This window comes from Bacillus sp. CZDM1, from assembly GCF_055502545.1.
Genome location: NZ_JBUESO010000007.1, coordinates 238,266 through 251,114 on the forward strand (window position 1 = coordinate 238,266; position 12,849 = coordinate 251,114).

Here is a 12,849-nt window from a genome sequence, read left to right on the forward strand (position 1 = left end):
TACCACCTTTTCACAAAATCTATTGTTGAATCGCGATTTTCACATAGCCATTCGCTACTGTTAATAGCTTTTCTGCTTCCTCTTTCGTAGTCTCACGTTTGATCATCACAATGGCTGTTTTCACCTGCAGCCCTGATTTTTCTAATGTCTCCAAAGCCACTTCATACGAAACGCCAGTAATTTTGCGGATAATCCCAATCGCGCGTTCCTTTAATTTCAGGTTACTCACCTTTACATCGACCATTAAATTCTCATAGGCCTTACCCAAAAGAATCATCGATGAAGTCGAAATCATATTCAAAATCATTTTATGAGCTGTACCTGATTTCAAACGGGTTGAACCTGTTAGAACCTCTGGGCCGACAATGACCTCAATGGCTTGATCGGCTTCCTTACTAATCGCGGCATTTTTATTACACGATAACGCAACGGTTTTTGCTCCGATGCTTCGTGCATAGCGAAGCGCCCCAATTACATAAGGTGTCCGGCCGCTGGCTGCAATCCCAATAACAGTGTCGTTCTCTGTCAGATCCAAATCCTTCAGGTCACTTACGCCAAGTTCCATATCATCCTCAGCACCTTCAACGGCTTTCAGAAAGGCACCCTCTCCTCCTGCCATTAGCCCTACAACCATTTCTGGCTCTGTGCTGAAGGTAGGCGGGCATTCAACAGCGTCCAAAACACCTAATCTGCCACTCGTTCCTGCTCCTAAATAAATCAGGCGTCCGCCTTTTTTAAAGGATTCAAACACAAACTGAACGGCTGCCTCAATATCTGGTAAAACTTCTTTGACAGCCAGGGCTACCATTTTGTCTTGTTCGTTCATGATTCGTAATATATCAATTGGACTAGCTGCATCAATCTGCATCGTCTCATCATTTCGGGACTCGGTCGTTAATAATTCGAGATTTTCTTCGATCATTTCCTAATCCTCCTCGTTAGCTTTTTCTAGTTGTAAGCGATTTCCATGCACTCATTATATCGCGAGTAAAATAATAATTCAACATTTTTATTAAAATAGTAAAATACCATTTCAAAATTATTCTAGTAGAAAACGACGAATCGCCTGTGCAACGCCTTTTTCATGATTACTTCCCGTCACCTGATCAGCCAGATTTTTCACATCGTCCGGTGCATTTCCCATTGCAATCCCTAGTCCTGCAGCACTTAGCATCAGGGAATCATTGTAATTATCCCCAATCGCCGCAATTTGCGAAATGTGAATATCATGCTTCTCACCGAGTTTTAATAAGGATGATGCCTTGCTCACACCAGCAGGTGAAATTTCCAAATTGAGAAAGTTGAAACTGCTGCTGATTTCCATTCCACCTACTTGGTTATCAATCGCTTTTGTAAAATCAGCGAGTTTACCCTCATCGTTAAAAACAGCAATTTTTGTGATCACGGGTTGATTAGTCTTAACATAGCGATAAAAATCAGCGACCATTTTCACCTGGCATTGCCCGCGAAAACTCTCACGTTCTTCCAAGTTTGCCCCTGTTTTTTCAAGAGCGAGGATATTATTCTCAATCCAATTCTTATTCCATTTCGTTTCTGATGGAACGAGTAAGGTATCTCCCTCGTAAAAATGTGCATAAATGCCGTCTCCTTCACATAACTCCCAGAAGCTCATGAGATGGTCATGCTCGAAAACAGATTGCTCACTAATTTCTCCATTTTCATCAAGGATCACAGCGCCATTATAGGCAATAATCGGCTCACCTTTTAGTCCGATTGTATTGGCAATCCATCTGGTAGAAAGCGGGGAACGGCCGCTGCAAATCACGACCCTTCCGCCTCTTTCGCGGTACTCATGAATCGCCTCGATATTTTCCTTATCAATCTCTCTTTGCTCATTTAATAGTGTTCCGTCCAAATCTGTCGCTAACATTTTATATTTCAAGATATTCTCCCCTTTGCACTTTTATTTCATTATAATTATAGTACTAATTAAAATATTACTTCAAAAATAATTTCTACCATATTTATGGAAATACCAATATACAAGGGATGGTGATGCCAAATGCTTCAACCAGAACTCGCTGAAAAAATAGTGAGGGAAGTTCAGAAATTAATGGCAGAAGAAATTATCGTAGTGAACACAGATGGCATCATCATGGCAAGCACTAACCGGGAACGACTCGGTACCTTCCATGAAGGAGCCTTCATCACATCACAGCAGAAGAAAAAGCTGATTATTACCGAGAATGAAGCCTTACAGCTAAAAGGGGTAAAGTCTGGGATTAATCTACCTATTTTCTTTCAACATGAGGTCATTGGTGTTATTGGGATTACAGGTGACCCTGAAAGTGTTACCCCGTTTGGGGAAATCATTCGTAAAATGACCGAGCTGTTAATCAGTGAAAACTACTTTGGTGAACAGTTTGAATATCACTCCCGAGCGATGGAAACCTTTGTCCTCGAATGGCTTCAGGCAAAAGAACCAAGTCCGAGTTTGCTTGAACGTGCCCGTGCTCTGACCATTAATCTTGATGTTAACCGTACAGCTGTTATCATCGAGTTTGGAGAAAGAAGGTTTCCTTTATCAAGAGATGTATGGTCCTCTATCTTGAGTGCTTTTTCCCATAATAAAAATGACGTCCTAACAAGGTCAGGTAATGAACGAATCATTGTATTAATCGATTGCTCTATTAACGTTCAAATCAAAAATCGTTTAGGGCACTTTCTGCAATTCATTAAAAATAGCTTCGGGATTACTGCTTATGCTGGAGTCGGCCAGTGTGCACCCGCTTCTAAGCTGCACCAATCCTATGTGCAGGCCGAACGAGCGTTGAAAATCGCTAGACGAAATAAAAGTATTATTTCTGATGAAGAATTAACCCTTGAAATGATTACCGGTGTACTTTCGGGAGAGATAAAATCTGAATACATTCAGCGGACCATTGGAACCCTTTTAAAAGAAAAAGACCTGTTGGAAACCTTACGTGAATTATTTAATCAAAATCATTCGTTAAAAAATACAGCTCACTCCTTGCACATTCATATCAACACGCTTCATTATCGTTTGAAGAAAATCGAGGAGCTGACCCAGTTAAACCCAAACGCCATCCATGATTTGTTTTGTTTGTACCTTGCTGTCCATCTTTTGGATGAATAACCAAAAACAAATCTATATGCGGCTATTTTTTTGTATGTTCATCTATAGCAGGCGTATGCCTGTTTTTTTATACTTTAAGTAGTATGAAAATAGTACGAAAATGGGGGAAAAAGCATGCTCTCGAATGATGTAAAAGAAAAATTGATTTCAATTGTAACCAAAGAAAACTTCGATGATTCTAAAATAGAACGTTTAGTCTATTCCTATGATGCAACACCAAACTTCCAATCAATGCCGGATGCAATAGTCAGTCCGCGAAATACTGAGGAAGTCTCAGAGATATTGAAGATTTGTAATCAATACGGAGTTCCGATTGTTCCGCGCGGTTCAGGCACCAACCTTTGTGCAGGAACGTGCCCAACGGAGGGCGGAGTGGTCCTCCTTTTTAAACATATGAACAGAATCCTTGAAATTGATGAAGAAAACCTGACGATTACCGTTCAGCCAGGTGTGATTACCCTTGATTTGATTAATGCCATTGAAGAAAAGGGTCTTTTCTATCCGCCAGATCCCAGTTCGATGAAAATCTCAACGATTGGCGGGAATATTAACGAGAATTCAGGCGGCTTACGCGGACTCAAATACGGTGTTACGCGGGATTATGTGATTGGACTTGAAGCGGTATTACCGAATGGCGATATCATTCGAACAGGCGGAAAGCTGGCAAAGGATGTTGCTGGGTATGACTTAACTCGACTTTTCGTTGGCTCAGAAGGAACACTTTGTGCGATTACCGAAGCCACCTTGAAGCTGATTCCAATGCCGGAAACACGGAAAACGATGGTGGCTCTTTACCAGGATCTTTCTGCAGCTGCAAGGTCTGTTTCGAAGATTATTGCCAATAAAATCATTCCAACTACTTTGGAGTTCCTCGATCAAGCAACATTAAAGGTCGTTGAAGACTATGCTCAAATTGGTCTGCCAACTGACGTTCAAGCGGTGCTATTAATTGAACAGGATGGTCCGCCCGAGGTTGTCGAACGCGATATAGCTAAAATCGCAGAGGTATGTAAGCAGGAAAATGCGGTATCGATTCAAATCGCTGCATCAGAAGAGGAAGCGATGGCGCTTAGAACGGCAAGACGCGCTGCACTTTCAGCAATTGCCCGTTTAGCACCAACGACCATTTTGGAGGATGCAACCGTTCCGCGTTCTGAAATTGCCAATATGGTAAAAGCAATTAATGAAATCACCGAAAAATATAATTTGACCATTTGCACCTTTGGTCATGCCGGTGACGGCAATCTCCATCCTACCTGCGCAACCGATGTGAGAAACCATGAAGAAATGGAACGCGTTGAAAAAGCGTTCGCTGAAATTTTTGAAAAAGCGATTGAACTCGGTGGAACAATTACCGGAGAGCACGGAGTCGGAGCGATGAAGGCGCCGTACCTAGAGTGGAAGCTGAAAAAGGAAGGAATCGCTGCGATGATGGGGATTAAGCAGGCTTTTGATCCGAACAACATCATGAACCCCGGGAAAGTCTTTGCGAAGGACAGCAAGAAACGCGTGGTGATGACAAGATGACAACTTTACTGGAACAACAGAAAATTCAAGAGCAATTCAAAGAGCGTATGAACGAGGACGAGTTGTTAAATTGTATGCGCTGCGGCTTCTGTCTGCCAACCTGTCCAACGTATATTGAATCAGGTTACAAGGAGTCTCATTCTCCTCGCGGTCGGATTGCGATGATGAAAGCCGTCGTCGATGGAATAGTTGAACCTGATGAGGATTTCGAACGCTCCCTCGAGCTTTGTCTCGGATGCCGTGCCTGTGAACCAGTCTGCCCTTCCGGCGTTAATTACGGTCACTTACTAGAAGAAGCAAGGGATATTATTAATCAAAATAAAAAACACTCACTACCGGTTAGGGCTATTAGAAAAACAGTATTTGAAGGGCTTTTCCCTCACCAAAATCGGATGCGCACGATGGTTGGATTGCTTGGCTTCTATCAGCGCTCTGGGATTCAAACCCTTGCGCAGAAAACTGGCTATTTAGGTTTGTTACCTGACAATTTAGCCACGATGGAAAAAGTGCTTCCAAAAGTACCGACTATGAGAGAAATGAAGAACCGTCCAGAGCACCTGCCAGCATTGGCGGAGAAAGTACACAAGGTTGCTTTTTTCAGCGGCTGCTTGATGGATACGATGTTCATGAAGACAAATGATTCGACTATGAAATTGTTACAATTAGCTGGCTGTGAGATTGTGATTCCGAAGCAGCAAACCTGCTGTGGGGCTCTTCACGGACACAGCGGTGAAAAGAATTCAGCGAAGGAACTTGCCAAGAGAAATATTGCAGCATTTGAAGACTTAGATGCCGACTTTATTATTACCAATGCTGGCGGCTGCGGAGCTTTCCTTGTTGATTATGATCACCTGCTGAAGGATGACCCTGTTTGGAAGCAACGTGCAGTGGCGTTCAAAGAGAAGATAAAGGATATTTCTGAAATACTTGTAGCTGTTTCTTTTCATAAAAAAGTGAAATTAGAGCTCCCTTCTCAGGTGATTACCTATCAGGATTCCTGCCATTTGCGAAATGTGATGAAAACAGCCTCAGCGCCAAGGACACTGCTGGGGGCTATAAAAGGGGTACAGTACAAAGAAATGAATGAAGCCGACCGCTGCTGTGGTTCTGCTGGTATTTATAATATCGTTGAGTCCGAAATGTCGATGGTCATGCTCGACTATAAAATGGTTCAGGCAAAAGCGACTCATGCGACCACCATCGTAACCGCAAACCCTGGATGCTTGCTTCAAATGCAGCTCGGAATCGAGCGCGAAGGCCTGTCCGGTAAAATGCGCGGCGTTCATATCGTCGATTTGTTAGCAGAAGCAGTGAAATAATATGTCTAAAAAGGACCGTGGGGACGGTTCTTGTGGTCATTAGCCAAATTAATGACCATGAGAACCGTCCCCACGGTCCCCTCTTTCCCAATGAATATGCTATACTTTAGAAAGTTTGTTTTATGAGAGAGAGGTTGCTTTTCTTGGAATTATTAGAGTCAAAAGCGAATGCGAAATCAGCATATATATATTTTTTTATTATAGGGATTGTCCTTGTAGCCTTTAATTTGCGCCCAGCTATTACATCTCTGGGGCCATTAGTTGGTATGATTCAGGAAGATGTTGGACTTGCGCATTGGAGTGCAGGTTTATTGATGAGTTTACCTTTAGTGGTTTTCGCCATCATGTCTCCCCTTGTTCCAAAAATAGCGAATCAGCTGACAAATGAAGTGACATTAATCATTGGTTTAACATCTCTTTTCATTGGTATTATGATCCGCTCGGTTCCGATGACTTTTTTCCTTTTCGCTGGAACTCTTATGGCTGGATTGGGCATTGCGATTGGAAATGTTCTTTTACCAGCGGTTGTTAAGGATAAGTTCCCAGAGAAATTCGGGTTAATGACAAGTGTTTATTCCACATCAATGGGATTAATCGCATCCTTAGCTTCAGGAATCAGCGTTCCTTTAGCAATGGATTTAAACCTTGGGTGGCAGGGTGCTCAAATTGTATGGGCAATACCGGTAGTAGTTGCAATCGTAGTGTGGGTCTTTCTACGAAAAAGTAACGGAAAAGAATCCAGCGTCATTCAAAAGAGGGGGGGCGCGGACTCTGCTGCACTATGGCGTACTCCTCTCGCCTGGCAAATCGCCATTTTCATGGGATTCCAATCCTTTTTATTCTATGTAACGATTTCTTGGTTACCTGAAATCCTGCATAGTCATGGAATAAGTATGGGGACAGCAGGATGGATGCTTTCCTTTACTCAGCTAATGGGATTACCTGCAAGTTTCTTCATTCCTGTCCTTGCAGGTCGTGCGGGGTCTCAGGTATGGATTTCATTCATGTTAGGGATGTGCGCAGTTGTTGGCTATAGCGGGTTACTGTTAGGCGATTCCTATCCGATTTTAATCCTTAGTATTGTCTTGATTGGGATTGCATTGGGAGGAAGTTTTCCCTTAGCTCTAACCTATATCGGACTGCGTGCACGAAATGCAAATCAAGCGGCAGCTTTATCTGGAATGACACAATCTACAGGTTATCTCCTAGCAGCAGTAGGTCCGTTGTTTATTGGCTATTTATATGACTTAGCTCATACATGGACCATTCCCATTATTACCCTCATTGTAGTTTCAGTAGTCGTCATCATATTTGGAATGCTGTCCGGTCGGAATCGGTATGTATAAATCAATCACAAAGAAACCGAAGGAAAAATATCCTTCGGTTTCTTATTGAATACAGATTAATTTTTTAAATCAATTACAGCAACAGCCTCTTCTTCAGTTACTGCAAGCTCTTCAGATACAGCCTCAGTTGCTACTTCAACAGTTTCTTCGGAAGTTTCAACTTCAACAGCTTCTTCAACTGTTACGTCTTCAATAACTTCTTCTGCAACCGCACGGACAGCTGAATTGGTCGCTGCATGTGCATTAGCAGTTTCGCTTGCTTTTACACTAGCTTGAGCCTTTGCTTTATTAGTTGCAGATGGGTTTACTTTTTCAACCTCTGTTACTTCTACGTCTTCTTCAACTTCTAGTACTTCTTCTGTCGCAGTTTCAACATTCACTGCATCTTCTGTAACCTCTTCAGATTCAACTTCAGATTCAACTTCAGTTTCAGCTTCAACAGCTTCTTCAGAAGTTTCAGCTTCAACAGCTTCCTCAACTTGTACGTCTTCAGTAACTTCTTCTGCAACCGCATGGACAGCTGAATTGGCCGCCGCATGTGCTTTAGCAGTTTCGCTTGCTTTTACACTAGCTTGTGACTTTGCTTTGTTAGCTGCAGATGGGTTTACTTTTTCAACCTCTGTTACTTCTACGTCTTCTTCAACTTCTTGTACTTCTTCTGTCGCAGTTTCAACATTCACTGCATCTTCTGTAACCTCTTCAGATTCAACTTCAGTTTCAGCTTCAACAGCTTCTTCAGAAGTTTCAGCTTCAACAGCTTCCTCAACTTGTACGTCTTCAGTAACTTCTTCTGCTGACGCTTGGACAGCTGAATTGGCCGCCGCATGTGCTTTAGCAGTTTTGCTTGCTTTTACACTAGCTTGTGCCTTTGCTTTGTTAGCTGCAGACGGGTTTACCTTTTCCTCTTCTTCAACAGCTTCAGCTTCTTCGTCTTCTTCCGTTTTTACAATGGCGTCTGTTTCAAAGTCGATGTTTTTGGAATCTTCGTCCTCATCTTCTTCATCTTCAATTCTTACAACTGAGTCAGAGTCAGCATCTGTATCTTCTTCCTCTTCTTTTGCCGCGTCATCCTCATCTTCCGTTTTAACATCTACATCGTTATTACCGTCAACACCTTCTTCAGATTCAGAAGCTGTATTCGTATCCGCTTCAGTTTCATCCGTTGTAACTTCGGTTTCGATTTCCATTTCAGGTGTTGCTTCCTCAACTGGTTCTACTTCCTTTACTTCCTCTTCCACAACCACTTTGTCAGCCTTTTCTCCCTTTCCAAGAACAGCTGAATTTGGGGCTGCATGCAATTTTGCATTTTCGCTTGCATGGACGCTCGCCTGTGACTTACTAGCCTTTTCTTCTTTAGGCTGTACTTGTACGCTTACTTCCTCTTTCGCCTGTACTGCTGGTGCAGCCGGAACAACTGGTTTTACCTTCACATTAACCTTTCCGTTATTGGATTGTTTCACTTGAACAGTTTTTTCAGCTTTAGTGTGATCTGGGCCTGCTGCTTCCGTAAACTGACCTCCAGCAAAAATTCCAAACGATAATGCTCCTGCAAGTACAAAAGATTTAGCAACTTTATTAGAGTTTAAGTAATGTTTCATTTTAATTCGCTCCTTTTATTATCATGATCCGTGGCTTTTAGCTGCGGGTGACATTGGTTAATAAAGGAGCTGCCTGCGGCGGCGGCGATGGCGGAGCATTCACCCATTGAGTATTTATCAAGGCTTGCCGGGTAAGGTATGGCTGGGCAAGTTTGATTTCAAAGTAGTGATTCCATTCAAACCATTTATCCAAAAAGCTTAAATTATTTATCCCGTGATTGACCCGATCATTTGATTGACCCCCTGAACCGTTGCTTCTCTGTGTTTGATTCAGTGCTTGGTTTACCTTAGGTATCTCTTCCTTGCTGGCAGGATCATTCTGTGGCTCCTGCACAACGGATCCTGATTTTGTTATGTCTAAGTCTTCATCTTGCAAGTCGACAATAGTATCTACCTTTTCTGGTTTTACTTTTTCGACTTTACCTTCACTATCAGTATCTTGGATAGATTTTTTAGGATTCAACTTTTCTACTGTATGATTTGCCTGGACAGCCTCGCTATGTTCGGGGACATTGCCCGGAACAACCTTCTCAGCCTTCTTTACCACCGACTTCGCGTTTCCCTTTGCCTGCTCTGGCAAACCTTTTTCCAACGCATCCTGAATTTGAGTATTTTGGGCTGGGAGCTGTTTTGCTTGTGCTTGGTTTTCACGAGCATGTTCAGGAATCGTCTTGTTCAGCGATTGGTCCTCTTCGGCATTTGCTGGTACAGATATTGTTGCAGGCTCTGGTACTGATGCTGGTTCTGATAGTGATATTGAAGCCTGTTCAGGTATTGAAGCCTGAGCTTGTCCCTTTTGAGGACGAAGTTCATTCTTCTCAGCAAAAGCATTGTCTGGAAAAAGCATTACCGCACCAACCATTAAAGCTGATATAAGAAATTGGCGGAAGTGCACGATTTCACCCCCCTTCAAAGAATCGTAATGTTCACGGACAAAATTCGAGCAAAATCTTCGTTTTTTGTCGTCTATTCTTAAAATCGATTCTTTTCACCCAAATCCTTTTAACAGTATGGGTAATTTTTAATATAAAAAAAAGACGATTCGGGGGGAACGAATCATCTCTTTGTACCTACTAGTTAGGCTGCTGCTTTATTTTTTTCAGTATAAGTCTTTGTTGTTTTACGAATGAATGGTACTACCCAGCGGTCTAGTCCGTATCTGCCTGCGTTGTAACCAGCAGTTAAGATGATGAAGCCTAAGAAGATATCAGTTGGGTTATGAGAAACTGTTCCTGCTAAGAAAAAGCTGAAGTTCATTACTAGACCAAAGAACATGGCTGCAGTTGTTAAACATCCAAGCATAAGTCCTAAACCGATTAATGTTTCGCCCCAAGGAACGATGAAGTTAAAGACATCAATGTTCGGCAATGCAAAGCTTTCTAAAAAGTTCACGTACCAGCCGTAAACCATATTGCCGTCAGGACCCATTACCGGTTTAGCAATCGCTCCTTTTAGGAATCCAGAAGCGTCGAAGCCGCCTGTAATTTTATGAAAGCCAGCTGTGAACCAAGCATAGCCAAGGTATAAACGGATAATGGTTAAAATAGCTGCTGAGATTTTATTTTCTCTTAAAAAGTGGTTAAACATTTGTCATTCCGCCTTTCAATATTTGTTTGTTCTTTATACTTACACTATACTCGTTTCCAACGTTTAAAACATGGTTATGTGAACAATTTCACAATGTGTTCAAAATGATATGACAGAATTTTGAACAGCGCTAAAAAGCGAGTACTATTCCTCGCTATCCGCCAGTATTTCCTTGCCATCCGCCAGTGTTTCTCGCCATCCGCCAGTATTCTCCGCCATCCGCCAGTATTCGAACCAATTATCAAAAAAAGCTAAAAGACACTAGCTAGCCCAGTGTGTCTCTTAGCTTTTTCTGTGATTTTATTTGATACATATTTTTATCAGCCACTTTTAATAGGTCATCAAGATCCTTTCCATGCTTAGGGTAGAGGGCTGGGCCAATTGAAACACTTATTTTTACATCATGGAATGACAGCTGTCTCAAATTTTGATGGATTCGCTCCAGCATTTTTTCCAACTCTTCTTTTCTTCGAACCTCAGGTGCTAGAATGAGGAATTCATCTCCCCCCCAACGGGCTACGATATCCGTTTTCCTTACACTTCTCTTTAATTGATTGGTAATAAGAATTAAATATTCATCTCCCAATTTATGTCCCAAATGATCATTGACCAATTTAAAGTCATTTACGTCGAGAAGTAGAACAGCACCACTCTGGCCATTTTGTTCTATCCTAGATTTAATAGTAGTAAATGCGGACTCAACGTATCTTCTATTATAAATTCCCGTTAAAGGGTCCTTGTCAGAATAATACTTTGCTTTATCGTATTGCTTGCCAAACCACCAAGCAAGTGGCAGCAATATTAGATATCCAGCATACTCAATCCAGTCTACATAACCATCTCTAATAAAATAAAAAGCTGTATATAGTAAATTTATTAGGAAAACTATTAAAAATGTTACGATCCTGCCTTTATATCTCACTTTATCAACATCCTTTAACATAAAAGACTATTTAACCAATCCAGTAGAAAGGTATTAAGCTGAGGCTTGATTGGAAAACTCATAGAAGCTTTTTCATTTTCCAATAATAATCACAATACAATTTTACTATAAATATTGGGAAAAATTAGTATTGATATTTTCAATAGTTGAAAATTCGGCAAACTCCGACTGGTTTCTTCCTAACTAATCGTTTGATTAAAACGACCTCAACCCCTTTGTAACAAAGGTCTTTTATCGTTTTTTAGAAAAATTTCTGTCGATAAATAGTTTAGCATTATTCACCCAAAATTTCCCTTTTTATGCTAAAAATCATATAATAATAGTAAAAAAGCTCTAGGAGACTACCTGTCAGCTATACAATTCCGCTACAACGGCATGTTAGGGACTTTCATCCATTAGAGCGAAGCGCTGCCAAGCATACAAAAGACGACCCGGTAAGATTACCGAATCGTCTTTTTGTAACTCTATTTATGCAGCTGCTTTTGCTTTGTCTTTGCCAACGTATGTCTTAGCTGTTTTGCGGATGAACGGAACCACCCAGCGGTCTAAACCGTATCTGCCTGCGTTGTAACCAGCAGTTAAGATGATGAAGCCTAAGAAGATATCAGTTGGGTTATGAGAAACTGTTCCTGCTAAGAAAAAGCTGAAGTTCATTACTAGACCAAAGAACATGGCTGCAGTTGTTAAACATCCAAGCATAAGTCCTAAACCGATTAATGTTTCGCCCCAAGGAACGATGAAGTTAAAGACATCAATGTTCGGCAATGCAAAGCTTTCTAAAAAGTTAACGTACCAGCCGTAAACCATATTGCCGTCAGGACCCATTACCGGTTTAGCAATCGCTCCTTTTAGGAATCCAGAAGCGTCGAAGCCGCCTGTAATTTTATGAAAGCCAGCTGTGAACCATGCGTAGCCAAGATATAAACGGATAATGGTTAAAATAGCTGCTGAGATTTTATTTTCTCTTAAAAAGTTGTTAAACATTTGTCATTCCTTCTTTCAATATTTGTTTGTTCTTTATACTTACACTATACTCGTTTCCAACATTTAAAACATGATTATGTGAACAATTTCACAATATAGCCAAAATGTTATGACGGAAAATTGAACACACTGGATTAGCAGGAACTTTGCGCATGTCTTACTTTGTAGATTAGCCATTTTCAGCTTTTAGCATAGGAATCAACAGCCTAATTTAACACAGCCTTTGTTATTTATAAAACTTTCCTGTTCTGCGTATCAATATGACTTCAAAAAGTTCGTAAGCAAAATTCCCCTTAAATCTATTAAATAATTTGTCGAAATTTAGATGTTATTACAGAATAGTTTAATATGGCCGAAATCTTGTCTAAATAAAAGTACTTTGACAGCAACATGATATATCAGAATCATTTACCCTTTTTTCAATTTT

11 protein-coding genes are annotated in these 12,849 nt (G+C 41.2%); 4 read left to right on the forward strand and 7 right to left on the reverse strand.

The features are described from left to right. Positions 1-19 precede the first annotated feature (19 nt). On the reverse strand, positions 20-922 hold the full coding sequence (gene murQ / locus ACY3XC_RS17740; protein WP_464869730.1) for an N-acetylmuramic acid 6-phosphate etherase: 903 nt from the start codon (positions 920-922) through the stop codon (positions 20-22). A gap of 117 nt (positions 923-1,039) precedes the next feature. After that, positions 1,040-1,903: an HAD family hydrolase gene (locus ACY3XC_RS17745; protein WP_464869731.1), complete on the reverse strand. Its 864-nt coding sequence runs from the start codon at positions 1,901-1,903 to the stop codon at positions 1,040-1,042. A gap of 120 nt (positions 1,904-2,023) precedes the next feature. Between ACY3XC_RS17745 and ACY3XC_RS17750 the strand changes: the two genes are divergently transcribed. The 4 genes from ACY3XC_RS17750 (at position 2,024) to ACY3XC_RS17765 (ending at position 7,310) form a co-directional block, all read left to right on the forward strand. Next, on the forward strand, positions 2,024-3,118 hold the full coding sequence (locus ACY3XC_RS17750) for a CdaR family transcriptional regulator (protein WP_464869732.1): 1,095 nt from the start codon (positions 2,024-2,026) through the stop codon (positions 3,116-3,118). A 114-nt stretch (positions 3,119-3,232) separates the two neighbouring features. Then, positions 3,233-4,645 carry a glycolate oxidase subunit GlcD gene (gene glcD / locus ACY3XC_RS17755; protein WP_464869733.1) on the forward strand — a complete coding sequence of 471 codons (1,413 nt, stop codon included), beginning with the start codon at positions 3,233-3,235 and terminating at the stop codon, positions 4,643-4,645. Then, on the forward strand, positions 4,642-5,964 hold the full coding sequence (locus tag ACY3XC_RS17760; RefSeq protein WP_464869734.1) for a (Fe-S)-binding protein: 1,323 nt from the start codon (positions 4,642-4,644) through the stop codon (positions 5,962-5,964). The genes glcD and ACY3XC_RS17760 overlap by 4 nt, the downstream gene beginning before the upstream one ends. A gap of 143 nt (positions 5,965-6,107) precedes the next feature. Continuing rightward, positions 6,108-7,310 carry a CynX/NimT family MFS transporter gene (locus ACY3XC_RS17765; protein WP_464869735.1) on the forward strand — a complete coding sequence of 401 codons (1,203 nt, stop codon included), beginning with the start codon at positions 6,108-6,110 and terminating at the stop codon, positions 7,308-7,310. A gap of 56 nt (positions 7,311-7,366) precedes the next feature. Here the strand turns inward: ACY3XC_RS17765 and ACY3XC_RS17770 are convergent, their stop codons facing one another. The 5 genes from ACY3XC_RS17770 to ACY3XC_RS17790 form a co-directional block, all read right to left on the reverse strand. Continuing rightward, a complete protein-coding gene (locus tag ACY3XC_RS17770) occupies positions 7,367-8,908 on the reverse strand; it encodes a hypothetical protein (RefSeq protein WP_464869736.1) in 1,542 nt (513 codons plus the stop codon). A gap of 37 nt (positions 8,909-8,945) precedes the next feature. Further along, positions 8,946-9,803: a hypothetical protein gene (locus ACY3XC_RS17775; RefSeq protein ID WP_464869737.1), complete on the reverse strand. Its 858-nt coding sequence runs from the start codon at positions 9,801-9,803 to the stop codon at positions 8,946-8,948. A gap of 182 nt (positions 9,804-9,985) precedes the next feature. Next, positions 9,986-10,495, reverse strand: a complete 510-nt coding sequence (locus ACY3XC_RS17780; protein WP_464869738.1) for a DoxX family membrane protein — start codon at positions 10,493-10,495, stop codon at positions 9,986-9,988. A gap of 265 nt (positions 10,496-10,760) precedes the next feature. Continuing rightward, positions 10,761-11,417, reverse strand: coding sequence for a GGDEF domain-containing protein (locus tag ACY3XC_RS17785; protein WP_464869739.1), 657 nt, complete (start codon positions 11,415-11,417; stop codon positions 10,761-10,763). 489 nt (positions 11,418-11,906) lie between these two features. Beyond that, on the reverse strand, positions 11,907-12,422 hold the full coding sequence (locus tag ACY3XC_RS17790; RefSeq protein ID WP_464869740.1) for a DoxX family membrane protein: 516 nt from the start codon (positions 12,420-12,422) through the stop codon (positions 11,907-11,909). Positions 12,423-12,849: the final 427 nt, after the last annotated feature.